Here is a 26,529-nt window from a genome sequence, read left to right as displayed (position 1 = left end):
ACCAGCTGATGACTGCCGTGACTGCCCGAAGCGAGCCGGTCGCCAAACCGGTCGATGACTACACCATCGTCAAGGCCAAGCACCCCGGCCGCTGGCTGGCCGCAGCCGTGATCTTCCTGATCGGCGGACTGCTGCTGCACTCCGTTTTCACCAATCCAAACTTCGGTTGGGACGTGGTGGGAATGTACCTGCGCGATATCTCCATCGGCCGGGGCATTCTCGTCACGCTGGGGCTCACGGCGGTCAGCATGGCCATCGGCATCGTGCTCGGCGTGGTCCTGGCCGTCATGCGGCTGTCGGTCAACCCGGTGGTGCGCGTCGCTGCCTTCGCCTACGTGCACTTCTTCCGCGGCACCCCGGTGCTGGTCCAACTGCTGTTCTGGTTCAACCTGGCGGCGCTGTACCCCGTCATCACCCTGGGGATCCCGGGTGTCCACCTGGACGCGAATCAGTTCATTACGCCGATGACGGCCGCGATCCTCGGCCTCGGTCTGAACCAGGGTGCCTACATGTCCGAAATTGTCCGGGCCGGCATCCTCTCCGTCGACCATGGCCAGACCGAGGCCGCCGGGGCGCTGGGCATCACCAAGCTGCAGACGATGCGCCGGATCGTGCTGCCGCAGGCAATGCGCGTGATCATTCCGCCCACCGGCAACGAAACCATCGGAATGCTCAAGACCACCGCTCTGGTCAGCGTGATCTCGGTGCCGGAGCTGCTGTACTCGGCGCAGATCATCTACGCGCGCACTTTCGAGACCATCCCGCTGCTCATCGTTGCCAGCCTCTGGTACCTGCTGATCACCTCCATCCTCACGATCGGCCAGTACTACCTGGAGCGGCGCTTCGCCCGCGGCAACCAGCGGAACCTGCCGCCGACGCCGATGCAGCAGCTCAAGCGGTTCTTCGCAACGCATGATGCACTCTCCCTGAAAGGCGGCAAGAAATGACAGCAGTGAACGGTGCCGAGCCGATGGTCAAGGCGAACGCGGTCTGCAAGAACTACGGCTCCAACCTTGTCCTGAAGGGGATTGACCTGCATGTCCGGCAGGGCGAGGTGGTCTGCCTTATCGGCCCCTCCGGATCCGGAAAGAGCACGTTTCTGCGATGCATCAACCACTTGGAAGTCATCGACGGCGGAAGGATGTGGGTCAACGGGAAGATCGTGGGCTACGACCTCAAGGGCGGCAGGCTCTACGAGCAAAGCCATAACGATATCTGCCACAGCCGCTCCGACGTCGGCATGGTGTTCCAGCAGTTCAACCTGTTTCCGCACATGACCGTGATGCAGAACCTCATCGAGGCCCCGCGGCTGGTCCGGAAGGAGCGGAAAGCCACAGCTGTGGCGCGGGCCAAGACGCTGCTGGAAAAAGTCGGCTTGAGCGAAAAGGCGGACGCGTACCCGCGCCAGCTCTCCGGCGGGCAGCAGCAGCGGGTGGCGATTGCCCGCGCCCTGTGCATGGAACCGAAACTGATGCTATTCGATGAGCCCACGTCCGCACTGGATCCCGAACTGGTCGGCGAGGTCCTGAAGGTGATGAAGGATCTGGCGATGTCCGGCATGACCATGGTGGTGGTCACGCACGAAATGAATTTCGCCCGCGACGTCGCAGACCGCGTGGTCTTCATGGACGATGGCCACGTCGTGGAAGAGGGGCCGGCCCGTGACGTCATCACCAACCCTCAGAACGAACGCACCAAGGCCTTCCTGGCCTCCGTTCTCGCCGAACCGGCAGCAGCCTGATACCCACTGTGAGCGCAACCATGAATGAAGAATTTTTCGACGTCGAAGTCCGGTCGATCCACCAAGAGTCCAACTGCGTGGTCTCCCTGCAGTTGGCACATCCGCTGGGGGAGGAGCTGCCGGAGTGGGACGCAGGATCCCATGTGGACGTCCTCCTGCCCAATGGGATCCTGCGCCAATACTCGCTGTGCTCCGACCGCACGGACCGTTCCGCCTGGCGCCTGGGGATATTGCGGGAGCCCGAGGGGCGCGGTGGCTCGGCCTACGTCCACGACATGCTCAAGCCGGGCACCAAGATCCAGGTCCGGGGACCGCGCAACAACTTCATCCTGGCTCCAGCCGCCAGCTATCTCTTTATCGCCGGCGGCATCGGCATTACCCCGATCCTGCCCATGATCCGCGCGGCTGCCGAAGCCGGAGTTCCTTGGCGTCTGCTGTATCTGGGCCGAAGCCGCTCATCGATGGCGTTCCTTGAGGAGATCCAGGCGCTTGCGGGCGACGTCCATATTCACGCCGACGACGAAAGCGGCTTCTACCCGCTGGCCGAGCTGCTGGGGGATTTGCAGGCGGGAACACACGTCTACGCCTGCGGCCCCGGGCCGTTGCTCAATGTCATCCAGTCGATCGCCGACGGCTGGGACGCCCCCGGGCGCTTTCATTGTGAGCGGTTCACGGCCACCGGGGAAACCCCGGCGCCACCGGAAGGGGAGAATTCGGCCTTCATGGTCGAACTGGCCGACGGCACCGAGGTCCCGGTGGGCTCGAACGAGTCCATCCTGCAGGCGCTCGAAGCGGTCGGGATCAACCCGCTGAACTCGTGCCGGGAGGGAATCTGCGGAACCTGCGAAACCCCCGTACTGGGTGGCGAGATCGACCACCGCGACTCGCTGCTCTCGGACGATGAACGCGAGGCTTCAGACACCATGATGATCTGCGTCTCCCGCTGCAAGGGCCAGCGCCTGCTGCTGGACTTATAGCGGGAAAAGTTCCCGGCGCCGAAGCGACTTACGCGACGAGCCGCGGAAAGCATGGATGCACTCCAAGCCTTGTATCTCCGCCCGCGGTTCTCTTGGCAAGATGGGGCTATGGACAACCAGAAGGTCGCCACCGCGAGCACACCGCGCACGGTCAGGTACTACCGGGCCGAGGTGTTGATCGTCCTCGGACTGTCGCTGGGCCAGTCGGCTGTCTACGCCGTGGTGAACCTGCTGGAAAAGATGACCCGCGCGCCGCTGGCCTCGCAGACGACCACGCTGAACCCGGTGCTGAACGAGCGGGAACTCTTCGATTTTGTGTACCAAATGCTCGGCATCGTCTTTGCGCTGGTGCCGGTTGTCCTGGTGCTGTTTTTGATGACCGCTCCCGGCCGGTCGGCCTTCCGGACGATCGGGTTCACGTTTTCCCGGCCGCGGCTGGACTTCGGCCTGGGCTTCCTGCTGGCGCTGGTGATCGGTGTTGGAACGCTGGGCGTCTATGCTGCCGGCAGGGCACTGGGAATCACCACCGCCATTGTCCCGGCGGCCCTGGATGAATATTGGTGGACCGTTCCGGTGTTGATCCTGTCCGCGCTGCGGCATGCGGTCCTCGAAGAGGTAGTCATGGTGGGCTACCTCTTCAACCGCTTCGCAAAGTTCGGCTGGGGGATGTGGTCCGCGATCTTCGTCAGCGCCGCGCTGCGCGGCACCTACCACCTCTACCAGGGCATCGGGCCGGGCATCGGGAACTTCCTCATGGGCCTGATGTTCGGCTACGCCTACACCAAGGTGAAGCGGGTGATGCCGCTGGTGGTGGCGCACGCGCTGCTGGATATCGCCGGCTTCGTCGGCTACGCGCTGGTGGGGCCGGCCATCGGCATCGGCACGTAGCGGGCACAAGGGAGTTGCCGGACATCTATTGCTCCGCCTGGTGCGCGTGCTCCGGTTATTTCCGGGAGCCGCTGCCCAAACCGGAGCAACGGCTCGCCCCGCAATCAGGAGTGGTGTGGGGGAGAATTGACCGCTACATGCCCGTCCACGAGTTGTTCCACCTATCCTGGGGCAGGCCCGCCATGGAAAGGGACCGGACTATGCCCGGTGAAGTATTGGTACTGGTGGGCTGGAGCGCGTCCCACATCCAGCGAACCATTCCCGCCCCGGTGGCCCGAATGCGGTCCTCCCGCCTTTTTTCCGCCTCCACTGCGTCGGCGGGACTACGGCCCCGAAGGTACTCGTTTCGGGAGTATTTCCCTGCACCATCGAATTCGCCGGCGAGACGGAATTGTTCCCAGTAGAAGTCGACGATGCCGACACGGACTCCCTGCGAATCGAAGACAGGGTACTGCAGCAACGGCTCTGGGAAGTGGTTCAGGTAGATCAGAGCCCGGGAGTAGGATTCGCCTGGCGACTGCGAGGCAGGATTGGCGAAGGCGAGAACCCGTTTCACCCGGTTTGACATTCCTGGCTGCAGAGAATCGGCCAGATCAAGAATATGACTGGCCTTCAGGGCGGGAAGGCCGAGGTGGCGGTCCATGCGAAGCGCATGGTCCATTGCCGGAACCGCCTCAGCGAAGGAACAGTGCGCCGCTAAATCGACAACGGTTTGTGCCCGGGAAGTCATCAGGTAGCCGTCGCGGTTAACAAGGGGTTCCAAGAGTTCCCTGCGATGCCACCGGATTCCGCCACGAGATCGACCATGCGTGCCGTTGTAAGCCAGCAAGTCCACGTCCAGAGAGCGGCCCATTACCGGAAGCCCCCACATCGCCGCCGCAGAGCGTTGGATAAGGACTCTTGTGGTGCGTCCGCTGCCGACAGCGGCCTCTATGTGCAGGCGCTGCTGCTCCCACCATGGCAACCGGGCGTATTCCCCGGTGGCCGCATACACGCCGCGCCGCACTCGGACCAATCGCCCTTCCGCAGCTTGTCGCGCGACGTCCCGGCGTCCTGAACCTGCCGTCTCCAGGTCCCTCACATAGATCAGTTTCACGTCCATGCGGAACAGCCTCGGCGACCTGGCGCCGGTCGGGCACGCGGGGAAGAGCTATGTGGAAAACCTTGGCCTGCAGGACGATCTGGAGGGCTTGACCACTCAAAAGCTCCGTTTCGGGCGTCTGCTCCTTCTATAAAGTGGAGCGGACGCCCGAAACGGAGCGATGCCGCGAGAACTTAGAGTTCGACGATCCCGTTGGCGGTCTCGAAGCGAACGGACAGGATGCCGGGCGTGCCGTTAGGGGCCGACCAAGCCACCTTGACGTCGTCGAGCAGGCCGTCGACCGGGGTGCCGAGCCAGTCCGCCACCCGCTCGGAGGAGCCGGCAATGGTCAGGCCGATCAGCTTCACTGTTGCGGGGCGGGCGTTGGACGGATGCAGCGCCTCCGTGCCGTCATCCCAGCGCAACATGTAGGGCACCTGCGGGTCGGCGATCAGGCCCTTGATCCCGATCTGCTGCCAGCTCAGTTCCTGTCCGTCCGGGAACTTGCGGTTGCCGGGAACCGCGTGGCGGCCCAGCCGTTCTTCGAACGGGGTCAGGTCGTCAACCGCCACGCACCAGCCCATCCAGCCGCCGCCGGCCTCGGACCGCGCACGCACGGCCTGGCCAAAGGGGGCCTTGTCGGAAGCGGGGTGGTCGAGAACCTCCACCACCTCCAGGTAGTGGTGGTCGGTGAGGGGGAAGATCATATTGCGGGTGCCGAAGCGTGGGTGAACCCCGCCCTTGACGGCGTCGATGCCCAGGGCTTTGGAGATCCGCTCGGAGGTGGCAGCCAGACCGTCGGGTTCAGCAGCATAAGAAACATGGTCGAAGCGCATGGCATTATCTTGGCACTTTGTGAACCCGCTCTCGACTTAGGGTGACCTAAGTCACTCAGCTTGCGGCACGTGCGGGGCGCGGCGTTCCTGACAGGGATTCCGCGCGGCCGGCATGCCTCCCAGGGGAGAATGGCGGCGGGCGGGCGGACAGGCGGGCGGGCGGTGAACGGCCAGTCACAAGGTGTCATATTGTTGCGGCCGCCGGTTTGTCTGCGGAGACTGGAGGCAGGTCATGAGTGCCAGCGCGAAACCCCGGTTTGCTGGCCGGCAACCCTCCAACCGCGGTGGGGTGCCCCGGGTGAAGACCAGGCAGCCGCCATAAGGCGGTGCGCAAGCGCGGGTCACACCCGGGATAGACATGCCGGCACGGCCGGATCCCGGATGGCCCCTTCCACTGAAGGAGTTGCACCATGTCCACTGCAGATTGGTCCTTTGAGACCCGTCAGATTCACGTAGGTCAGGAGCCGGATGCCGCAACGGGCGCCCGCGCCCTGCCGATCTACCAGACCACCTCGTTTGTCTTCCCCAGCACGCAGAGCGCCGCGGACCGTTTTGCCCTCTCCGAACTTGCGCCGATTTACACCAGGATCGGCAACCCCACCACCGAGGCTGTGGAGACCCGGATCGCCAACCTGGAGGGCGGCGTGGGCGCCCTGTTGCTTGCCTCGGGACAGGCAGCATCCACGTTCTCCATCCTGAACCTCGCCGAAGCCGGCGACCATATCGTGGCCAGCCCCAGCCTGTACGGCGGCACCTTCAACCTGCTCCGCACCACGCTGCCCAAGTTCGGCATCGACGTCACATTCGTCGAGGATCCGGATAACCTGCAGCAGTGGCGCGATGCCGTGAAGCCGAACACCAAGGCGTTCTTTGGTGAGGTGGTCTCCAATCCGCGCCAGGACGTGCTGGATCTGGAGTCGGTCAGCGCCATCGCCCATGAGAACGGTGTGCCACTGATCGTCGACAACACGTTGGCAACCCCGTACCTGATCCGACCGATCGAGTGGGGGGCCGACATCGTGCTCCACTCGGCCACCAAGTACCTCGGCGGCCACGGGACGGCCATCGGCGGCGTGATCGTGGATGCCGGAACGTTCGATTTCGCCGCGGACCCCGGGAAGTTCCCCGGGTTCAACACGCCGGACGAGACCTACAACGGGCTGGTCTTCGCCCGCGACCTCGGCGTCAACGGCGCTTTGGGCGCCAACCTGGCCTACATCCTCAAGGCCCGGGTGCAGTTGCTGCGCGACCTGGGGTCCGCGATCTCGCCGTTCAACGCGTTCCTGATTGCCCAGGGGCTGGAGACGCTGAGCCTGCGCGTGGAGCGGCACGTGGCCAACGCGCAGAAGGTGGCGGAATTCCTGGAAGAGCACGACGACGTTGCCTCCGTCGCGTACCTCGGCCTGCCCTCCAGCCCGTGGTACGACCGCGGCCGCAAGTACGGCCCGAAGGGCACGGGCGCCATCGTCTCGTTCGAGATCAAGGGCGGCATCGAGGCCGGCAAGCGCTTTGTGGACGGCCTTGAACTGCACTCGCACGTGGCCAACCTGGGCGATGTCCGCTCGCTGGTGATCCACCCGGCGTCGACCACGCATGCCCAGCTCTCCGCCCCGGAGCGGCTCGCGGCCGGGGTGACCGACGGGCTGGTCCGGCTGTCCGTGGGCATCGAGAACGTCAACGACATCATCGCCGATCTGGAGGCCGGTTTCCGCGCCGCCAAGGGCGCGGACGACTAGGCAAGCAGGTAGAGCGCAGCGTGACGATAGTGCAACCGCAGGAACTGGTGGAACAGGCGACCGACGGCATCCTGCGCCGGATGCCGGTTGGTGCGCTGGAGTTGGAAGCCGGCGGCTATCTGCCCGAGGTGGTCCTCGGCTTTGAAACCTGGGGCACCTTGAACGCGGACGCGTCCAACGCCGTCCTGATACAGCACGCCCTGACCGGCAGCACGCATGTCGCACGCGGCTACTCGCATGAGGACGGCTGGTGGGATGACCTGGTAGGTCCCGGCGCCACGATCGACACGGAGCGCTATTTCGTAGTGGCCGCCAACATGGTTGGCGGCTGCTACGGCTCCACCGGTCCCTCGTCGCCGGCACCGGACGGGACGCCGTGGGGCTCACGCTTCCCGTTCGTCACGATCCGCGACTCGGTCCGGGCGGAGGCGCGTCTGGCCGACGCACTGGGTATCCGGCGCTGGCACACGGTGCTCGGCGGGTCGATGGGCGGCGCCCGCGCGCTTGAATGGGCGGCGACGTTCCCGGAGCGCACCGCCCGGTGCGCCGTCCTGGCGTGCGGCGCCGCGAGCACCGCCGAGCAGATTGCCTTCGCGCAGGCGCAGGTCGCGGCCATCCGGCTGGACCCGCACTTCGCCGGCGGCGACTATTACGATGGTCCCGCTCCCGAGGCCGGACTTGGCATAGCCCGGCGCATCGCACACATCAACTACCGCTCAGAGCCGGAGCTGGAGTACAGGTTCGGCCGCAAGCCGCAGGCGGAGGAGCAGCCGTACGGCGGCATCACGCCGTCCGCCCGTGGCCGCTATGCAGTGGAAAGCTACCTCGACTACCAGGCGGACAAGCTCGTCGCGCGCTTTGACGCCAACAGCTACATCCTGCTCACGGAGGCCCTCATCAGCCACGACGTCGCCCGGGGCCGGGGCTCGCTGGAGCAGTCGCTGGGCGGTCTCACCGACACGCAGTTCTTCGTCGCCGCGGTGGATTCCGATCGCCTGTACTTCCCGGAACAGTCGCGGCAGCTGGCCGAGGCGCTGCCCGGGGCAGTCAAGGTCCACACCATCGAAACACCGCTGGGCCACGACGGTTTCCTCACCGATATCCACCAGCTGCACGAGGCCCTCACCGAGGCGTTCTTCGCGCAGGGCTGACGTCGCCAGCGGCAACAGCGCCGGCTCCGTCGAGGCCTGAGACCGGTTGCTGAACGAGTGACCATTGCAGTTTGATCACGGTTGGAACGAATAAATCCATTCGATGGAGCCTGTCGGTAGCATGCCGGTAGGCCCGCGGGCGCGCCATCCGACGTCTGGCCCGGAGGCCTCCACTACAAGGGGGGAACTATGCTGCGTGACGCCACTGTGAAAGTGTCCCTGTTGGCGATAGGCACACTGGCACTGGCTGGCTGCGCCGGTGGAGGCGGCGGCGGTGAGGGCGGAACGGACCAAGGCGCCGCCGCATTGCGGATCGTCTACCAGACGACCGAAGCCAACGCCACGATGGACGGCTTGATGAAGAAGGCGAAATCAGACTTTGAAGCCGCCCACGAAGGCGTGACGGTCAATTTGGAGCCCATTACTGGCAGCGACGAAGATTACGCCACCAAGCTCGCCCTGTCCCAGCGCTCCCCGGACACCGCCCCGGACGTCTTCTATGAGGACACTTTCAAGATCCGTTCGGATGTAGACGCCGGCTACCTGTTGAACCTGGATCCTTATCTGGCCGAGTGGGACGACTGGGCGAACTTCAACGAAGGGGCCAAGGAAGCCGGGCGTGCAGACGACGGCAGTATCTATGCAGTGCCACTGGGCACCGACACTCGCGCCATCTGGTACAACAAGAACGTCTTGGAAGCAGCCGGCGTCGACGTCCCCTGGGCACCCAAGGACTGGAACGCCATTCTGGAGGCCGCCCGGGCCATCAAATCCTCCCAACCGGAGGTGGTTCCGTTCAACATGTACGCCGGCACGGGCACCGGCGAAGGGACCGTCATGCAGAGCTTCTACGAACTGCTCTATGGCACCGGCGACACGCTCTACGACGCCGATGAGGGCAAGTGGGTGGTGGGCTCTCAAGGCTTCGTCGACTCCCTGGCCTTCCTGGAGACTCTTTATCAGGAAGAACTCGCAGTAAGCCCCGCCGAGGCGCTGGATCCAAACGTGTGGCAAATGGTCTTCGGGCAGCTTTTCCCCGAGGACAAACTAGGCGGAACCGTGGAAGGTTCATACTCGCCGTCGTTCTGGGAAGAGGGAGGTCTGGTGGACTGGCCCGAATATACCGACGTGATGGGCGTGGCTCCGTTCCCCACCCAGAACGGCCAGGAGCCGGGCGCGGTCAGTATGTCCGGCGGTTGGACGCTCGCGGTCGGGGCCAATTCGGCGAATCCGGATCTCGCGTTTGAGTTCTTGACGGAGGTGATGAGCCAGGAGAACTCGCTGGAGTACACCGTGGCCAATTCCCAGATCGCAGTGCGTACCGATGTCGCCGAGGACCCCGCCTACCTGGACGCCAACCCGTTTGTGGGCGAGGTCTCGGAACTGGTCTCGGTGACGCACTACCGGCCCGCCACGGCGGACTATCCGCAGATATCAACCGCTGTCCAGGAAGCCACCGAAGCGGTGATGATGGGGAAGAAGACACCTGAGGAGGCCGCGGCCGACTACGACGCCGCCGTCACCGACCTTGTCGGCGAAGAAAACGTAGTACAGAAGTAGCAGCCTTGACCGCCGATGTGGTGGCCCGCGCCGCTGCAAGGCAGCGTGGCACTGAGCTGCGCCGCCCTCGCCGTACGCCGGGGAGGACTGCCCTGCGGCTGCTGCCGCTTGGCCCGGCCGTGGCATTGCTGGGCGTGTTCCTGGCCGGACCGATCCTTTGGTCCTTCTATGGATCCTTGACCAATGCTTCGCTGACCGGCGTCGCGGCCAAGGACCCGCAGTGGGTCGGGTTGGAAAATTATACGGAACTGCTTAGCGACCCCGACTTCCTGCAGTCGGTCTGGCTGACCGTCATTTTCGTGCTTGTCTCGGCCGTGATCGGGCAGAACCTGCTGGGCCTGGCGATCGCGTTGCTGATGACGAAAGCAAGCAAGGCGGTTTCCGCAGTCGTGGGTGTCTGCGTGGTCGCGGCCTGGGTGCTGCCGGAAATCGTGGCCGGCTTCGTCGCCTATGCCTTTTTCAACCGGGACGGAACATTGAACCAACTCTCGGCCGTCTTCGGCCTCGATGCCACCGATTGGCTGTTTACGTTTCCGATGCTGGCAGTGATCCTGGCCAATATCTGGCGGGGAACGGCGTTTTCCATGATGGTGTATCAGGCGGCGCTCAACGATGTGCCGGAGGAAATCACGGAAGCGGCGATGATCGACGGCGCCGGCGGGTCGAAGCGGTTGTGGTACATCACGCTGCCGATGATCCGGCGCAGCATTGCCACCAACCTGATGCTCATCACCTTGCAGACGCTGTCGGTTTTCACGCTCATCTACGTGATGACCGCGGGCGGGCCGGCAGGAGCCAGCACCACGCTGCCGCTGATGGCCTACGAAGAGGCATTCCGCTACAGCGACGTGGGCTACGGGACCGCCATCGCCGTCGTCATGCTGTTGATCGGGGCGGTCTTCTCCGTCATCTACATCCGAGCGCTGCGCGAAAGGAAGGGCTGAGCAGATGAACCGCTCCGGACCGTTGTCCGTGGCCTCCGGCCGGGGAACTACCGTTGCCGTGCTGGCGAACATCTCGCTGCTGGTCGTCGCCGCCTGCTTCCTGCTGCCGCTGAGCTGGCTGCTCCTGGCGTCGCTCGATGCGCAGGCCAGTTACCAGACCCAGCTCCCGTCCGCTATCTCGGTTGCCAATTACGCCGCGGTGCTCACCGCAGACCTGACCTTCGTTCCGCTGCTCAACAGCTTCATGCTTGCCGGCGGTACGGCCGTGGTCACAGTGCTGGCGGCCGTGCTGGCCGCTTACCCGCTCTCGCGGTATCAGATGCGGTTCAACAAGCCGTTCCTCTACGTCGTGCTCTTCGGAACCTGCCTGCCGGTCACGGCGATCATGGTTCCGGTCTACAGCCTGTTCGTGCAATTGAACTTCCTGGACTCGCTGGCGGCCACCACGTTCTTCATGGCTGCATCATCACTGCCGATGGCGATCTGGATGACGAAGAATTTTATGGATTCGGTCCCGGTCAGCCTGGAAGAAGCGGCCTGGGTGGACGGTGCCTCGGCGATGAACGCCCTCGCCAGGATCGTGGTTCCGCTCATGCGTCCGGGGCTGGCGGTGGTTTTCATCTTCGTCTTCATCCAAGCGTGGGGGAACTTCTTTGTTCCCTTCATCCTGCTGCTCTCTTCCGCCAAGCAGCCCGCAGCGGTGAGCATCTTCAGCTTTTTCGGCCAGCATGGTGCCATAGCCTATGGGCAGTTGGCGGCGTTCTCGGTGCTGTACTCGGTGCCGGTGGTGCTGCTCTACGTCCTGGTGTCACGCGGGATCGGCGGTTCTTTTGCCATGGCCGGCGCCGTGAAGGGTTAAACAACCGCTCTGACCGAAAGGACGGTGCCATGCACGACGACGGGGCGCAGGTCCAGGCGCGGATCCGCCGGTTTATTGTCGAACGGCTGCAACCGGCCGTTTACGCCGCGGCGGTGCCAGTCCGGCTCCAGGCCTGGCAGGGTCCCGGCGAGCCGGTCCCCTTCGCGGAGGCGGCTGCGGAAACCTTTACGGACTTCGCGGCGGGCAGCATGTGGGGGCCGGCCTGGTCCACGACCTGGTTTCGGATCACTGGACAGATCCCCGCGGAGTGGGCCGTGGACGCCGGCCATCGGCCGGAACTCCTCCTGGACCCGGGGTTCACGCCCGGCATCCCGGGCTTCCAGGCCGAAGGGCTGATCTACACTCCGCAGGGACGGATCATCAAGGCCATCGAGCCGCGGAACGCCTACGTTCCGCTGGACGTCACGTCCGGCGGCGGCGTCGAGCTCTTCGTGGAGGCGGCGGCCAACCCGGACATGATCGACGGCTTCACCTTCCAGCCCACGCCGTTCGGGGACCCCGCCACCTCCGGGCGCAGTCCGTGCTACACCTTCCTCCGTGCCGACATCGCGCTGTGCGATGTGGCCGCATGGGAACTGCTGCAGGACTTCACGGTGCTGGAGCAGCTCATGCTCCAGCTTGACCCGGGGCAGCCGCGCCGTGCCCGGATCCTGCGCGCGCTGGAGCACGCACTGAACGCGCTGGACCCAGTGGACGTCGCCGGCACAGCGGCGGCCGGCCGGGCCGTCCTGGAGCCTGTGCTCGCTGCGCCGGCGGCCGGCAGCGCGCACCGGATCCACGCAGTGGGCCACGCCCACATCGACAGTGCCTGGCTCTGGCCCGTCCGGGAGACCAAGCGCAAGGTCGCCCGAACCTTCGCGAACGTCTTGGCACTGCTGGACTCGGACCCGGAATTTGTCTTCGCCGCCTCCTCCGCGCAGCAGTACGCCTGGCTGAAGGAGTCGTACCCCGACCTGTTCGCACGGGTGGCGGAGCAAGCCAGGGCCGGCCGTTTCGTCCCGGTCGGCGGGATGTGGGTCGAATCGGACACGAATATGCCCGGCGGCGAGGCGCTGGCCCGCCAGTTCATTGCCGGTAAGAAATTCTTCCTGGCCGAGTTCGGCATCAATCCGCAGGAAGTCTGGCTACCGGACTCCTTTGGCTATTCCGCCGCGATGCCGCAGATTGCCCGCGCTGCCGGATCCCGCTGGTTCCTGACCCAAAAACTCTCCTGGAACGAAACCAACACCTTTCCCCACCACACTTTTTGGTGGGAGGGCATCGACGGCACCCGCATCTTCACGCACTTCCCACCGGCGGATACCTACAACGCCGAACTGACCGCGGCCGAGCTTGCCCGGGCGGAACGGCGCTTCGCGGAGAAGGGAGCGGCAAACACATCGCTGTTGCCCTTCGGCTACGGCGACGGCGGCGGCGGACCGACGCGCGAGATGCTCGCCGCCGCGCACCGCACCGCCGATCTGGAAGGCTCGCCGCGGGTGCAGCTCTCCAGCCCGGAGCAGTTTTTCCGGGCAGCCGAGGAAGAATATGCCAGGCCGCCGGTCTGGTCCGGGGAGCTGTATTTGGAATACCACCGCGGCACGTACACCTCGCAGGCGCGCACCAAGCGGGGCAACCGCCGCAGCGAGCATCTGCTGCGCGAGGCCGAGCTCTGGGCAGCGACGGCGGCGGTGCGCGGCGCCGCGCCCTATCCGTACGATGCGCTGGAGCGGGCCTGGCAGACGGTGCTGCTGCAGCAGTTCCACGACATCCTGCCGGGATCCTCGATCGCCTGGGTGCACCGCGAAGCGGAGGCCAACTACGCACTGTTGGCGGCGGAACTGGCTGGCATGATCGATGGCTCGCTGCGTGCCCTCCTCGGCCGGGGCACCGGGAGCACCGTGGCCAACGCCGGCCCGTATCCGGTGGACGGCGTGTCCGCGATGGGTGCCGTCGGCGCGGCACCGCAGCCCGGCCGGGGCGCCTCGTTAAGCGTCGGCGTTGAGCCCAGCGGCGACGGCTGGCTGCTGGCAAACGACCTGCTCCGGGTGGTGATCGACTCCGAGGGGCTGATTTCCTCGCTCTTGGATCTGGACACCGGGCGGGAAGTCATTCCCGCCGGCATGCAGGCGAATGTCCTGCAGCTCTTCCGCGACGCCCCGACCATGTGGGATGCCTGGGACCTGGAGGAGCACTACAAGTCCGTCTGCCGGGAGCTGCGGGATGTCCATGCCATCGAGGTGTTTTCCAGCAAGGTGGGCTCCGACGCCGCCCTTCCGGATCCACGTGACTCCGCTGCGGCTCCTTCAGGCACGCCTTCGGACCGCATGCCGGTCGCCGGGCTCCGGGTCAGCCGCCGGTTTGGGGCCTCGCTGGTTGAGCAAACGGTCTCGCTGGCCGCCGGCTCCCGCTCGCTGGAGATCGAGACGACGGTCGATTGGCACGAGCGCCAGAAACTGCTGAAGCTGGCCTTCCCGCTCGACCTCCACGCAGAGCGGGCAGCGTCGGAGATCCAGTTCGGCCACGTCTTCCGGCCCACGCACAGCAATACGTCCTGGGACGCAGCGCGGTTCGAAACCTGCGCGCACCGCTGGGTGCATGTGGGCGAGCCCGGCTTCGGGGTCGCCGTCGCCAACGACTGCACGTACGGGTACGACATCCGGCGGACCGATCCGACCGCTTCGCCCGCCACCGTGGTGCGGCAGTCGCTGCTGCGGGCGCCGCTGTACCCTGATCCGCAGGCCGACCAAGGCGGGCACACCTTCCGGACGGCGTTGGTGATCGGTGCCGGTATCCCGGAGGCCGTGCAGGAGGGCTACCGGTTGAACCTGCCTCTGCGCCACATGCACGGAGTCGGCGCTGGCCCAGTGGAACCCCTGTTCACCGTGGACAATCGGGCAGTAGTCATGGAGGCGGTCAAGCTGGCCGAAGACCGAAGCGGCGACGTGATCCTGCGCTGCTACGAGGCCTTCGGCAGCCGTGCGAAGGCCACGGTCAGCGCCGGCTTTGACTACGCGCGGGTAACGGCCACTGATTTGCTGGAGCTGGACGTGGACGGTCTGCGGCTGGAGCAGCCTGCGGAGCGCTCAACCGCGTTCGAGCTTCGGCCGTTCCAGTTGTTGACCCTCCGCTTCCGCAGCGTAAAGGGCGCCTGACAAGAGCGGGTCAGGCCAACACCTGTGTGACAGGCCGCCGCAGAAAGGCCGAGTAGCGTTGCACGGCGGCGTCCACGGCCTGCCGCTCCGGCTCGGTGAAGACCCGCAGCGGTTTGAGCCGCACGTCGGCCGAGTCGGGCCGGAGGACGTGTCTCCAGTTGCCGGCCATCCTTCCGTCCAGCAGCAGCACGTGCATCGGCACGTCGCTGCCCAATGCCGCCGGGGCGCTTCCGCCCAGATAGCCGCGGGTCTTGGAATAGCCCATGACATATTCGTCGTAACACTGGATCAGGTCCGCCCGCGGGTGTCCGTCGTCCGCGGCAGCAGTGCCGCCGGTCGTCTCGCCGGCGGCGGGGGAGTACCAGAGTTGGTCGCCCTCGGTTCCGGTCCGCTCCAGTCCCTCCCGACCGCCCGCTTCGAGGCCGCGCTTCAGGTCCGCCTGGGGCAGTTTGGACCAGTCGGAGCAGTCCTTCAAGGTCGCCGGTCCGCGGCTGGCGAAGTAACGCCCGGTCAGTCGCGCCAGCGCGGCGTCGCGGTCGAAGTCCTCGGCCAGCGGCGGCACCCGCTCGTCGAAGGCCGCGTACGTCTGCTGCACCGCGCCCGAACCGGCCGTCCGCGGAGGCCCGCTCACCAGCACCCGATCCATTTCCGCATGGAACACCAGATGTCCCAGCCGCTGTCCGCGCAGCGTCGCGCCGTTCAGCCTCGCGCCGTCGTCCTTGAGCAGCGCCGCTTCGGCGAGCCGGGCGGCGAGCTCGTCCCGGGTGAGGTGACGGCCACCGGCGACGGCCGCGGCCAGCACCTCGTTGCTGCGCGCCACCGTCGCCTCGTCCAAACCCAGCTGCCGGTCCCGGCCCTTGTTCCCCGCCTTGAGCCGGGGGCCGGAGAGCAGCATCAGCCAGCGCAGGTCCTCGGCGGGCACGAAGTGCCAGGTGGGCCGCAGCACATGCGTGCGCAGGATGCGGCCGTCGGCGATGGCCGCATCCACGCCCGCGGCGTTGTCCCGGGCCGGTCCGCCGCAGCGCTGGGCCAGCGACCAGCGGGCGTAGGCATATTCCTGGGACTGGAAGGCGAGCAGCCAGCGCAAGGCGGCGACGGCGTCGTCCCCGGGACTGTCCCACAGCCGCTGTGCCCGCAGCCGGTGACGGCGGACTTCCTGGGCACTCGGCTGCTGCACCGCTGCTCCCGCTACCCTGCCGCGCCGGGAGGCATGCCCGGGCCGAAGAAGGGGCCGGCGGTCGGACGTTTGGGCAGGATCCCGTCGCCCGAGGACTGTTGCCGGACCCGGCGCAGCACCCACGGGACCAAATGCTGGCGGGCCCACTCCAGGTCTTCGGTACGGGCGGTGCGCCAGCCCTTGGGAGGCAGCGGTTTTGGCGTCTCGGGCTGCAGCGAATGCTCCACGTGGAGGGCGTCCAGGACCATGGCGGCGATGGTGTGGTGCCCCAGCGGGGAGAAATGCAGCCGGTCAGGTGCCCACATTTGCGGTGCCTTCAGCTGGCGCAGCGCCCACATGTCGGCCACGACGGCATTATGGCGGGCCGCCACCGTGCGCAGGTTCTCGTTGTAGATGGCGGCCTTGCCGCGGACACTGCCGATCACGGGCGTATCGCCGATGTCGGGCGCGGTAAACAGGACAATAGTGGCTCCCGACGCTGCCAACCGGGTGACCGCGCGATCGAACTTCTCGGCGAGGGCGTCAGGGTCGCCGCCGGGCCGGATCACATCATTGCCGCCCGCGCAGATCGAAATGAGGTCAGGCTGCAGGGCCAGGGCCGGTTCGACCTGTTCATCGATGATCTGCTGCAGCAGGCGGCCGCGGATCGCGAGGTTGGCGTAGGCGAAGTCGTGGTGGCCTCGGGCGAGTTCCTCGGCCACGCGGTCGGCCCATCCGCGGTGTCCGCCCGGGCTCCGGGGGTCCGGATCACCGATCCCTTCGGTGAAGGAATCACCCAGGGCAACGTAACGGCTCCAGGGGTGGCGGGCCGCGGCGATGGATGCTTGTGCTTCAGGAAGGGACAAGTTACTCACAGGTACATTCTCCCAAGAAGCCGCGGCGGATGCACAGGGAGGCACGACCCAAAACCTGAATCACCTTTCAGAAAGTCATGGTCAGCGGGCGAATTCCCGGCTACTGTGTGCTTGACGCGGCCAACGGCGGCCGCCTCGACCTCGAGGAGCTGAGATGGAATTGCTGGCGGGAATCGTGGCGCGGCGGGTGCCGACGGAGCGTCTGACGGTGAACATTCTCGAGCGCGACGGAGACCGGCCCGACGGCATCCCGGTGGTCCTGGTGCATGGGAATGTTTCCTCCTCGCTGTTCTGGCAGGAGACCATGCAGGCGCTGCCGGCAGGTTACCGCGTGCTCGCGGTGGACCTGCGGGGTTTCGGCCAGACTGACACGGCGCCGGTGGACGCCGGCCGCGGGCTGCGGGACTTCTCCGACGACCTCCACGCCACACTGGAGAGCCTGCAACTGGCGCCCGTGCACCTGGCCGGTTGGAGCATGGGCGGCGGCGTGGTGATGCAATACGCCCTGGAGCATCCGGTCCGCAGCCTCACGCTGCAGGCTCCGGTCTCGCCGTACGGTTTCGGCGGGACGGCGGGACCGGAGGGGCGGAGGCTCACCGAGGACGACGCCGGCACCGGCGGCGGGGGTGCCAACCCCGACTTCGTGGCGCGACTGGAAGCCGGCGACACCAGCGGTGACGCGGCTGCCTCGCCGCTGTCGGTGTACCGCTCGACCTATGTGCACTCCGGATTCGTATCGCCCTACGAACGGATCTGGGTCGAATCGATGCTCAGCACCAAGACGGGACCCGACAACTATCCGGGTGATTCCGTCCCCTCGTCGAACTGGCCCGGCTTCGCTCCCGGGCGCAGGGGGGTGCTGAACACGATGGCACCGGGGGTCTTCAACACCAGCGGCATTGTCGAACTGGCGGACAAGCCGGACATCCTCTGGATCCACGGCGACAGTGACGCGATCGTCTCCGATGCTTCCTTCTTCGACCTGAACTTCCTCGGCAGGGCCGCCGTGGTGCCGGGCTGGCCGGGGGCGGAGGCGGCCCCGGTGCAGCCGATGGTCTCGCAGACCCGGGCGGTGCTGGAAAAGTATGCGGCCAACGGCGGGCGCTTCACCGAGGTGCTCCTGGAAGACTGCGGACATTCGCCGCATGTGGAGTATCCGGAGCGGTTCGTCGCCGAGCTGACGGCGCACATCGAACGGAGCGGCAAGGCCGGGTAGGCGGCGAGGCGGGCGGGCACCGGTTCGGTGCCCGATGCCCGGGAGACTCGACACCGAAGAAGCTTTAAGTTTCAAGCAATGGGCTTTCTGTGCGATCATGGACCGCATGACTGAAACTGCTTATCAGCCCGTGGTTGCCTGGTCCAAGTCAGAACAGGAGCGGGCGGGGACGCCACTGCTCGTGCTCTTCCATGGCTACGGATCCCACGAGCAGGACCTGATGGGTCTGGTGCCCGGGCTGCCCGAGGAATTTACCGTGGCGGCCGTGCGCGCACCGGTGGCGATGGGACCTGGCTTTACCTGGTTCCCCCTCATGCACGAGCCGGACTTTTCCGTGGACAAGGTCACGAAGGCCGTCAGCGACGTGGTGTCCTGGCTGGATGGAGTCAAGGATCAGCACAGCAGCGTCTCCGTGCTGGGCTTTTCCATGGGCATGGCAGTGGCCACGTCGGTGCTGCGCCACCGCCCGGAGGAGATTGCCGCGGTGGTCGGCCTGTCCGGATTCGCCGTGCCGGCCGCGGGGAACGATTTCTTCCGCGACGATGCGGTCAAGGCGATCAAGCCGCCGCTCTTCTGGGGCCGGGACCAGGCAGACCAGGTCATCACCCAGGACAAGATCGAGTTCACCCACGCCTGGGCGAACGAGCATGTGGACCTGACCAAGGTCCTCTATCCCGGCATCGGCCACGGCATCAACGCCCAGGAACTGGCACACGTGAAGGAGTTCCTGACCTACAACGTGCTGCAGGCGAAGTAAAGGTACTGCAAGCGCAGGAGCAAGCGGTGCGCCTCTCAGCTGCGGCTGACGCGCACCGTTTGCCCGTTGCAGCTGACGGTATCCCCGGCGTGGAGCTGCCGGCCTCGGCGCGTTTCGATCTCGCCGTTCACCTGGACCAGGCCATTCTCGACGAATTCCTTGGCCTGGATTCCGTCGTCGGCCAGGTTGGCCAGCTTCAGCAGCTGGCCCAGCCGGATCATCTCGTCGCGGATCGGCACGTCATACATTTCGTCGGAAGCCATGGAACCATCATGCCCGATGCCGCGGGGCATGCGGCGTCCGATGCGGCACCCGCCCTGCACGGCCACTTGGCCGCCGGCGCGGAAGCCGGATGCGCCCGCGCCGTTCGGGTTCGGGTTCCCGTTTTCGGTAGGCTAACGTTGTAGCTTCGCTATGCGCCGATCCGTGCCTGCAGCCGCCGGACGGATCTGTGCCATGACAACCCTCGGACCGCACCCAGCGGCCCTGGAGAGATACGGAGAACCACCTCATGGCAGCAGCCAAATCAGCCCTCGATTCGATTACTTCGCTGGCCAAGCGCCGCGGCTTCGTGTTCCAGGCTGGTGAGATTTACGGTGGATCCCGCTCCGCATGGGACTACGGGCCGCTCGGCGTCGAGCTGAAGGAAAACATCAAGCGCCAGTGGTGGCAGACGATGGTCCGCGGCCGCGACGACGTGGTCGGACTGGATTCGTCGGTCATCCTGCCGCGCCAGGTCTGGGAAGCCTCCGGCCACGTGGACGTCTTTTCCGACCCGCTGGTGGAGTGCCTCAACTGCCACAAGCGCTACCGCGCCGACCACCTCGAAGAAGAGTACGAGGAGAAAAAGGGCCGCGCCCCGGAAAACGGGCTGAAGGACATCGCCTGCGTCAACTGCGGCACCAAGGGCGAGTGGACCGAACCCCAGGAGTTCTCCGGCCTGCTCAAGACCTTCCTGGGCCCGGTCGCCCATGAAGAAGGCATGCACTACCTGCGCCCGGAGACCGCGCAGGGCATCTTCGTGAACTTCAACAACGTCCTGACCACCTCGCGGAAGAAGCCGCCCTTCGGCATCGGCCAGATCGGCAAGAGCTTCCGCAACGAGATCACCCCGGGCAACTTCATCTTCCGCACCCGCGAGTTCGAGCAGATGGAGATGGAGTTCTTCGTGGAGCCCGGGACCGACGAAGAGTGGCACCGGTACTGGATCGACGCGCGGCTGCAGTGGTACGTGGACCTGGGCATCAAGCGCGACAACCTGCGCCTCTTCGAGCACCCGCTGGAAAAGCTGAGCCATTACTCCAAGGGCACCACCGACGTCGAGTACCGCTTCGGCTTCCAGGGCTCGGAATGGGGTGAGCTGGAAGGCATCGCCAACCGGACGGACTTTGACCTGTCCACCCACACCAAGCACTCGGGCACCGACCTGAGCTACTTCAACCAGGCCACCAACGAGCGCTACACCCCATACGTGATCGAGCCTGCCGCCGGGCTGACACGGTCCTTCATGGCCTTTTTGGTGGACGCCTACACCGAGGACGAGGCACCGAACGCCAAGGGCGGCGTGGACAAGCGCACCGTGCTGCGGCTGGACCCGAGGCTGGCCCCGGTCAAGGCCGCCGTGCTGCCGCTGTCCCGCAACGAGGACCTCTCGCCCAAGGCCAAGGAGCTGGGGGAGGCGCTGCGCAAGAACTGGAACATCGACTTCGATGACGCCGGTGCCATCGGCCGCCGCTACCGCCGCCAGGATGAGATCGGCACGCCGTTCTGCATCACGGTGGACTTCGACACGCTCGAGGACCAGGCGGTGACCATCCGTGAACGCGATTCGATGGCGCAGGAACGGGTCTCCCTGGACAAGGTCGAAGGATATCTCGCAGCCCGCCTGATCGGAGCCTGAACCAGGTACGGGCAGGCCGTCCGTAGCAGCTTCGGCAACCGTCCGCCCGATCAGGGCAGCGCACCCACAAAGGAGAACCATGGCCCAGCTGACCTACCGCGACTGGCGCGAGGACGATGACCTGGCCTTGCTGGAGATCTGGGGCGACCCGGAAACCGGCCAGGCCGGTCATTTTCGTGCCATGCTCCGCCCGTCCGCCGACCAGCCGTGGTCGCGGTGCATCGTGGCCGAAGACCAGGGGATAGCCGTTGCCGCCGGCGCCGTGTACGAAACCAGCCTGCATCCGGACCGGCTGTGGGTGTACGTGGAGGTTGCCCGCGACCACCGCGGCGCCGGCGTCGCGCGCGACCTGCTGGCAAGGCTCCGCGCGGAGGCCGAGCATGCGCCGTCGGGCGTGTGGAAGCTGCGGGCCAAGGTGGAGCCGGACACCTCCGGCGCCGCCTTCGCCCGGGCTTCGGGCCTGACCCAGATCCAGAGCTCGCGCGTGGTGCTGGTCTCGCCCGGCGCGCTGCCGTTGCCCGACCTCGGGGAGACCGGTCCGCAACTGGAGGAGGCAGCCACCGGGTCGGTGGAACTGACCCGGGCCGTGGCAGACTTCTACAACTCCGTCCACGTGTGGGACCGGGCGGACATGACCGTGGGACGCGCCCAGCAGATGCTGCTGAGCGAGAGCGCGGGGGCCGGCGGAGCGGTGGTGCTGCGCAGTGCGCCCAAGTCCGACGGCGGCACCATCCAGGCTTTCGCCGTCAGCTACACGCACGAGCGGACGGACGCCCCGGCAGACGTGCTGCTGGGATACGACACGGCGCTGCCGGCCGAAGACGCCGAGGCTGCGGTGCGGGCGCTGCTGGCCATGCTGGTGGCGCAGTATCCGGTGCAGCTGGAGGTGGATGACTCGATGACCGCGGTGGTGGCCGTACTGCAGCCGCTGCTGGACGCCGGCCTAGCGCACCAGTTGGGTCCGGAAACTTCCATCGTCAGCGACTGACAGATGGGGCACAGCCACTCCCACGGGACCTCCAATCCCGGCGCCGCCGCCTTGGCCGCCCGGCGCCGGGCCAACCTGCTCCTGGCAGCCATCCTGCTGCCGGTCACCGTCCTGACCTTGGTGGGCATGATTTTGCTCTGGCCCTCCGGAGCCGGAACCGGAGCCGATGTCCCCGATCCCTATGCCGCGGCACCGGGGGTGACCTTCGACGTCGGCACCGTGCAGCGGGTGGAGCTGGAAGATTGCCCCACCTCGCAGGCCGCGGTGGACGCCGGCATGGAAGCGCAGGAGTGCCTGGTCGCCTATACCCAGCCCGACGCCGGCGGCTCGCCGCTGCCCGTGGAGATCACCCCGGAGATCGCCGCGTCGCGCGGCGTCGAGGCCGGCGACACCATCCGTTACCTGAATCTTTCGGGCGTCATGGGCGGGCAGGAGGGGGCCTACGTCTTCGTGGACTTCGTGCGCAGCGTCCCCATGGTGCTGCTGGCCGTGCTCTACGCCCTGGTAGTGGTGGCCGTGGCCCGCTGGCGGGGTTTCCGCGCGATGCTGGGTCTGGCGGGCGGTTTCCTGGTCCTGGCGCAGTTCATCCTGCCCGGCCTCATGGAAGGCAAGCCGCCGCTGCTGCTGGCGCTGATCGGTTCGGTGGTCATCATGGTCGGGGTGCTTTACTTTGCGCACGGCTTTTCCGCGCGCACGTCCACCGCATTGCTGGGCACCCTGTTCGGCCTGGGGGTGACCGCCCTGCTGGCGGCCTGGGCCACCGATGCCGCGTACCTGACCGGGGTGGACGACGACTACACCTACCAGCTGATCAACATGGGCGGCAGCCTCTCGGTCTCGGGGCTGATCATGTGCGGGCTGATCATCTCCGGGCTGGGCTTGCTCAACGATGTCACCATCACCCAGTCCTCGGCGGTGTGGGAGATGTACGAACTGGCTCCCGGTGCCTCGGCCAAGCGCCTGTTCACCGGGGCGATGCGCGTGGGACGGGACCACATCGCCTCCACCGTTTACACCATTGCCTTCGCCTACGCCGGTGCCTCCCTTCCGGTGCTGATCCTGGTGTCGCTCCACGACCGGCCGCTGTTCGCCACCCTGACGAGCGGGGAACTGGCCGAGGAGATAGTGCGTACCCTGGTCGGTTCCATCGGCCTGGTGCTGGCTATCCCGATCACCACGCTGATCGCGGTGCTGGTGGTCAAGGCCACCGGCATTCGGGGACCGGTGGCGGCAGGGGAGCGGTCGGGCCCCCGTCACCTCCTTGCCGGCGCCGCGCCGGACGCCGACGGCGGGGTCCGGGACCCCGGCGAGGCCGCTGCGGCCGGCCACGGCAAGCCCGCCGATCCGAGCGGCTAGACTGCACACAATGGCCCTGTGCCGGACCGGCCGGTGCCGCATGAACCATCGCCGTCGTCAGGAGGAGTGCTTATGAAAGGCGTGCTGTTTGACGTGGACGGAACGCTGGTGGACTCGAACTACCTGCACGTGCTTGCTTGGTGGCAGGCCTTCCGGCAGGCGGGAGTCGACGTCCCGATGGCGGACATCCACCGTTGCGTGGGAATGGGCGGCGGCAGGCTCATCGCACAGCTGCTCGACGAGGACCGCGACCAGTCCCGGGACGAGGACCTCAAGGCCGCCCACGGAACCGTCTTCTCCACCTTTTGGCCGGCCCTCCGCCGCTTTGACGGTGCCCGTGAGCTGGTGCGCCGGTCCGCCGCGGAGGGGTTCGCCGTCGTGCTGGCCTCTTCCGCCGAGGAAAGGGAGCTGGAAGTGCTGCGCCGCGTGATCGACGCCGACGGGTCCATCACCGCCGCCACCAGCTCCGCGGACGCGGAGAACAGCAAACCGGCGCCGGACATCCTGCAAGCGGCCCTGGCCGCGGCGGGCCTGCAGCCCGAAGACACCGTTTTTGTGGGAGACGCCGTCTGGGATGTCCAGGCGGCCGGAGACCTCGGAATCCCGGTCATAGGCCTCGAATGCGGCGGGACCCCCGCGGAGACCTTGCTCCGCGCCGGTGCGGCAGAGGTGTACCGCGACCCGCAGGACCTGTTGGAACACTTCATGGACAGCGCCCTCGGCACCCTCCTGCGCGGCTAAGGGCGCGCGCGGTCCCGATGTCCGGTGGACGTGGACGGACCCCGGCGGGGGCGGGCGAATCGCGATGAAGCGGACGGGCCGGTCCACAGGCGCGGGTGCCGGCGGACGGATTTGCCCGGTTTTGAGAGAATGGTGGGGTGACACTTACCGCTGCACCCGAATCGGCCGCCAAGCTTGAGCTCCCGCCGCTCAAACTCGGACCGATAACCGTCGACACCCCGGTGGTGCTGGCACCCATGGCCGGCATCACCAACAAGGCGTTCCGCCGGCTCTGCCGCCAGTACGGCGGCGGCCTGTACGTGGCGGAGATGGTCACGTCCCGCGCGCTGGTCGAACGCAACAGGGAATCCATGCGGATCATCTCGCACGACGAGGACGAGGACGTGCGGTCCGTCCAGCTCTACGGCGTGGACCCCAAAACCGTCGGTGCCGCCGTCCGGCTGCTGGTGGAGGAAGACCGCGCCGACCACATCGACCTGAACTTTGGCTGCCCGGTGCCGAAGGTCACCCGCCGCGGCGGCGGCTCGGCGCTGCCCTGGAAAACCGAACTGTTTACCGCGATCATCCAGGCCGCGACGCGCGAGGCGGCCAAGGGCAACGTGCCGCTGACCATCAAGATGCGCAAGGGGATCGACGACGAGCACCTGACCTTCATCGAGGCCGGCAAGATTGCCCGCGACGCCGGGGTTGCCGCCGTGGCACTGCACGGCCGTACCGCCAGCCAGTTCTACTCCGGCAAGGCCGACTGGAACGCGATCGCCGAACTGCGGGAAGCCCTGCCGGATATCCCGGTGCTCGGCAACGGCGACATCTGGAGCGCCGAGGATGCGGTGCGGATGGTGGAACAGACGGGCGTGGACGGGGTCGTCGTCGGCCGCGGATGCCAAGGCCGCCCATGGCTGTTCGGCGACCTGCAGGCCGCCTTCGAAGGGACCGACAGGCGCTTCCGCCCAGGGTTGAAGGACGTCGCGGACAGCTTCTACCGGCATGCCGAGCTGCTGGTGGATTACTTCGAGGACGAGGGCAAGGCGCTGCGGGATATCCGCAAGCACGTGGCCTGGTACTTCAAGGGATACTCGGTGGGCGGGGAGCTGCGGGCCGCGCTGGCACAGGTGCCTACCCTCGAGGTGCTGCGCGAGCTGCTGGCCGAACTGGATGCCGACGCCCCCTACCCGGGGGCGGACGCCGAGGGCCCGCGGGGCCGTGCCGGCTCACCCAAACGCCCGGCGCTGCCCGACGGCTGGCTGTCCAGCCGGGAGCTGAACGCCGATCACAAGGCCATGATCGCCGCCGCCGAATTGGACGTCTCCGGTGGCTAAGGTACGCACCGGGCGCCCGGCCCCGCCCACGCCGGGATACACGGATTTCGACCAGGAACGCTGGTACACGGAGGAGCCGAAGAGCACCTACCGGACGCAGTTCGAACGCGACCGGGCCCGGGTCCTGCACTCGTCGGCGCTGCGCCGGCTGGGCGCCAAGACGCAGGTGGTGTCCCCGGACACCGACGACTTCGTGCGGACGCGGCTGACCCACAGCCTGGAAGTGGCCCAGGTGGGCCGCGAACTGGGACGCACCCTGGGCTGCGACCCCGACGTGGTGGACGCCGCCTGCCTGTCCCACGACCTTGGCCATCCTCCCTTCGGACACAACGGGGAGACCGCGCTCAACGCCGCGGCCCATGCCATCGGCGGTTTCGAAGGCAACGCCCAGACGCTTCGGCTGCTGACCCGGCTGGAGCCCAAGATCCTGCGCCCGGACGGATCCCCGGCCGGACTGAACCTGACCCGGGCCAGCCTGGATGCGGCGTGCAAGTACCCGTGGTCCGCCGACGACGCGCCGGTCATCCACGGCAAGCGCACGAGCAAGTTCGGCGCCTACGAAGACGACCTTCCCGTGTTCAACTGGCTGCGCGAAGGCGCCGCGGAGCGCCGTTCCTGCCTGGAGGCCCAGGTGATGGACCTCGCCGACGACATCTCCTACTCCGTGCACGACGTCGAAGACGCCATCGTGGCCGGACGCATCCAGCTCAAGTGGCTGGACAGCCCCGACACCCGCAGCCGGGTTATCGGCTACACCCAGCAGTGGTACCTGCCCCACAGCGACGCCCAGGAAGTGGACGAGGCGCTCATCCGGCTGGAGCGCTCCGGCGTGTGGGTGCGCGAGGCCGACGGCAGCCGCAAGGCAATGGCCGCGCTCAAAGACATGACCAGCCAGTTGATCGGCCGCTTCTGTTCCAGCGCGATGGAAGCCACCCGCTCCATCTACGGCCCGCAGCAGCTGACCCGCTACGGAGCGGAACTGGTGGTGCCGCAGGAGACCGCCACCGAGATCGCGGTGATGAAGGGGCTGGCCACCACGTTCGTAATGACCGCGGACCTGCGCCAGCCGGTCTACGAACACCAGCAGGAGATTTTGCACGACCTGGTCAGCGAGCTGCACGCCACGGGGGAGAAGCATCTGGAGGAACCCTTCGCCTCGGATTGGCGGGATGCGGAAGACGACGGCGGCCGCCTGCGCGTGGTTATTGACCAGATCGCCTCGCTCACCGATGTCTCGGCCCTGGCGCTGCACGAACGCCTAATGGGGGCCCACCGCACCCTGCTGTGAGGGGC

The 26,529-nt window shown here is 66.7% G+C and carries 23 protein-coding genes and 1 riboswitch; of the genes, 18 read left to right on the top strand and 5 right to left on the bottom strand.

Going from position 1 to position 26,529, the window contains the following annotated elements; genetic code table 11:
* The first annotated feature begins 8 nt into the window (after nucleotides 1–8).
* The 4 genes from AC5RVD_RS10965 to AC5RVD_RS10950 all read left to right on the top strand — a co-directional run bounded on the left by AC5RVD_RS10965 (nucleotide 9) and on the right by AC5RVD_RS10950 (nucleotide 3,606).
* On the top strand, nucleotides 9–947 hold the full coding sequence (locus AC5RVD_RS10965; protein WP_493988087.1) for an amino acid ABC transporter permease: 939 nt from the start codon (nucleotides 9–11) through the stop codon (nucleotides 945–947).
* Nucleotides 944–1,741 carry an amino acid ABC transporter ATP-binding protein gene (locus AC5RVD_RS10960; RefSeq protein ID WP_494122848.1) on the top strand — a complete coding sequence of 266 codons (798 nt, stop codon included), beginning with the start codon at nucleotides 944–946 and terminating at the stop codon, nucleotides 1,739–1,741. Before AC5RVD_RS10965 ends, AC5RVD_RS10960 begins: the two co-directional genes overlap by 4 nt.
* Before the next feature lie 20 nt (nucleotides 1,742–1,761).
* The gene (locus AC5RVD_RS10955) at nucleotides 1,762–2,718 is read left to right on the top strand and encodes a PDR/VanB family oxidoreductase (protein WP_494126919.1); all 957 of its coding nucleotides are present in this window, start codon (nucleotides 1,762–1,764) and stop codon (nucleotides 2,716–2,718) included.
* Between the two features lie 108 nt (nucleotides 2,719–2,826).
* Nucleotides 2,827–3,606 carry a CPBP family intramembrane glutamic endopeptidase gene (locus AC5RVD_RS10950; protein ID WP_494111420.1) on the top strand — a complete coding sequence of 260 codons (780 nt, stop codon included), beginning with the start codon at nucleotides 2,827–2,829 and terminating at the stop codon, nucleotides 3,604–3,606.
* A 133-nt stretch (nucleotides 3,607–3,739) separates the two neighbouring features.
* Here AC5RVD_RS10950 and AC5RVD_RS10945 read toward each other — a convergent pair whose 3' ends face one another.
* A complete protein-coding gene (locus AC5RVD_RS10945; protein WP_494126918.1) occupies nucleotides 3,740–4,708 on the bottom strand; it encodes a type IV toxin-antitoxin system AbiEi family antitoxin domain-containing protein in 969 nt (322 codons plus the stop codon).
* A gap of 173 nt (nucleotides 4,709–4,881) precedes the next feature.
* A complete protein-coding gene (locus tag AC5RVD_RS10940; protein WP_494111418.1) occupies nucleotides 4,882–5,523 on the bottom strand; it encodes a VOC family protein in 642 nt (213 codons plus the stop codon).
* A 228-nt stretch (nucleotides 5,524–5,751) separates the two neighbouring features.
* Nucleotides 5,752–5,866: riboswitch (SAM riboswitch) on the top strand.
* 67 nt (nucleotides 5,867–5,933) lie between these two features.
* Here AC5RVD_RS10940 and AC5RVD_RS10935 point away from each other — a divergent pair.
* The 6 genes from AC5RVD_RS10935 (at nucleotide 5,934) to AC5RVD_RS10910 (ending at nucleotide 14,928) form a co-directional block, all read left to right on the top strand.
* Nucleotides 5,934–7,259 carry a bifunctional o-acetylhomoserine/o-acetylserine sulfhydrylase gene (locus tag AC5RVD_RS10935; RefSeq protein ID WP_494126917.1) on the top strand — a complete coding sequence of 442 codons (1,326 nt, stop codon included), beginning with the start codon at nucleotides 5,934–5,936 and terminating at the stop codon, nucleotides 7,257–7,259.
* An 80-nt stretch (nucleotides 7,260–7,339) separates the two neighbouring features.
* Nucleotides 7,340–8,410 carry a homoserine O-acetyltransferase MetX gene (metX, locus tag AC5RVD_RS10930; RefSeq protein ID WP_494122891.1) on the top strand — a complete coding sequence of 357 codons (1,071 nt, stop codon included), beginning with the start codon at nucleotides 7,340–7,342 and terminating at the stop codon, nucleotides 8,408–8,410.
* A gap of 189 nt (nucleotides 8,411–8,599) precedes the next feature.
* The gene (locus AC5RVD_RS10925; RefSeq protein WP_494126916.1) at nucleotides 8,600–9,970 is read left to right on the top strand and encodes an extracellular solute-binding protein; all 1,371 of its coding nucleotides are present in this window, start codon (nucleotides 8,600–8,602) and stop codon (nucleotides 9,968–9,970) included.
* 5 nt (nucleotides 9,971–9,975) lie between these two features.
* Nucleotides 9,976–10,914 carry a carbohydrate ABC transporter permease gene (locus AC5RVD_RS10920; protein ID WP_494107968.1) on the top strand — a complete coding sequence of 313 codons (939 nt, stop codon included), beginning with the start codon at nucleotides 9,976–9,978 and terminating at the stop codon, nucleotides 10,912–10,914.
* A 4-nt stretch (nucleotides 10,915–10,918) separates the two neighbouring features.
* On the top strand, nucleotides 10,919–11,773 hold the full coding sequence (locus AC5RVD_RS10915; protein ID WP_494126915.1) for a carbohydrate ABC transporter permease: 855 nt from the start codon (nucleotides 10,919–10,921) through the stop codon (nucleotides 11,771–11,773).
* 29 nt (nucleotides 11,774–11,802) lie between these two features.
* Complete coding sequence (locus AC5RVD_RS10910) at nucleotides 11,803–14,928, top strand: alpha-mannosidase (RefSeq protein ID WP_494126914.1); 3,126 nt, start codon at nucleotides 11,803–11,805, stop codon at nucleotides 14,926–14,928.
* Between the two features lie 10 nt (nucleotides 14,929–14,938).
* Here the strand turns inward: AC5RVD_RS10910 and AC5RVD_RS10905 are convergent, their stop codons facing one another.
* The gene (locus AC5RVD_RS10905; RefSeq protein WP_494126913.1) at nucleotides 14,939–16,105 is read right to left on the bottom strand and encodes a winged helix DNA-binding domain-containing protein; all 1,167 of its coding nucleotides are present in this window, start codon (nucleotides 16,103–16,105) and stop codon (nucleotides 14,939–14,941) included.
* A gap of 11 nt (nucleotides 16,106–16,116) precedes the next feature.
* Complete coding sequence (locus AC5RVD_RS10900) at nucleotides 16,117–16,959, bottom strand: SGNH/GDSL hydrolase family protein (RefSeq protein WP_494111411.1); 843 nt, start codon at nucleotides 16,957–16,959, stop codon at nucleotides 16,117–16,119.
* Between the two features lie 154 nt (nucleotides 16,960–17,113).
* On the opposite strand from AC5RVD_RS10900, the gene AC5RVD_RS10895 reads away from it, so the two are divergent.
* Nucleotides 17,114–18,175 carry an alpha/beta fold hydrolase gene (locus AC5RVD_RS10895; protein WP_494126912.1) on the top strand — a complete coding sequence of 354 codons (1,062 nt, stop codon included), beginning with the start codon at nucleotides 17,114–17,116 and terminating at the stop codon, nucleotides 18,173–18,175.
* A 106-nt stretch (nucleotides 18,176–18,281) separates the two neighbouring features.
* Nucleotides 18,282–18,932 carry an alpha/beta hydrolase gene (locus tag AC5RVD_RS10890; protein WP_494122835.1) on the top strand — a complete coding sequence of 217 codons (651 nt, stop codon included), beginning with the start codon at nucleotides 18,282–18,284 and terminating at the stop codon, nucleotides 18,930–18,932.
* A 35-nt stretch (nucleotides 18,933–18,967) separates the two neighbouring features.
* Here the strand turns inward: AC5RVD_RS10890 and AC5RVD_RS10885 are convergent, their stop codons facing one another.
* A complete protein-coding gene (locus tag AC5RVD_RS10885; RefSeq protein ID WP_493988102.1) occupies nucleotides 18,968–19,195 on the bottom strand; it encodes an RNA-binding S4 domain-containing protein in 228 nt (75 codons plus the stop codon).
* A gap of 248 nt (nucleotides 19,196–19,443) precedes the next feature.
* Between AC5RVD_RS10885 and AC5RVD_RS10880 the strand changes: the two genes are divergently transcribed.
* From AC5RVD_RS10880 to AC5RVD_RS10855, 6 genes are all read left to right on the top strand, one after another.
* A complete protein-coding gene (locus AC5RVD_RS10880) occupies nucleotides 19,444–20,832 on the top strand; it encodes a glycine--tRNA ligase (RefSeq protein ID WP_493988103.1) in 1,389 nt (462 codons plus the stop codon).
* Nucleotides 20,833–20,911: 79 nt separating this feature from the next.
* The gene (locus AC5RVD_RS10875; protein ID WP_494126911.1) at nucleotides 20,912–21,820 is read left to right on the top strand and encodes a GNAT family N-acetyltransferase; all 909 of its coding nucleotides are present in this window, start codon (nucleotides 20,912–20,914) and stop codon (nucleotides 21,818–21,820) included.
* A 3-nt stretch (nucleotides 21,821–21,823) separates the two neighbouring features.
* Nucleotides 21,824–23,176, top strand: coding sequence for a YibE/F family protein (locus AC5RVD_RS10870; protein WP_494126910.1), 1,353 nt, complete (start codon nucleotides 21,824–21,826; stop codon nucleotides 23,174–23,176).
* A 72-nt stretch (nucleotides 23,177–23,248) separates the two neighbouring features.
* Nucleotides 23,249–23,917, top strand: coding sequence for an HAD family hydrolase (locus AC5RVD_RS10865; RefSeq protein ID WP_494111405.1), 669 nt, complete (start codon nucleotides 23,249–23,251; stop codon nucleotides 23,915–23,917).
* Nucleotides 23,918–24,054: 137 nt separating this feature from the next.
* The gene (gene dusB, locus AC5RVD_RS10860; RefSeq protein WP_493988107.1) at nucleotides 24,055–25,236 is read left to right on the top strand and encodes a tRNA dihydrouridine synthase DusB; all 1,182 of its coding nucleotides are present in this window, start codon (nucleotides 24,055–24,057) and stop codon (nucleotides 25,234–25,236) included.
* A complete protein-coding gene (locus AC5RVD_RS10855; RefSeq protein ID WP_494111403.1) occupies nucleotides 25,229–26,524 on the top strand; it encodes a deoxyguanosinetriphosphate triphosphohydrolase in 1,296 nt (431 codons plus the stop codon). The genes dusB and AC5RVD_RS10855 overlap by 8 nt, the downstream gene beginning before the upstream one ends.
* Nucleotides 26,525–26,529: the final 5 nt, after the last annotated feature.

It is taken from the genome of Arthrobacter sp. THG-b23 (assembly GCF_059091265.1).
Note: the sequence above shows the minus strand (reverse complement) of the source record. Positions and strands in the feature narration are given on the sequence as shown.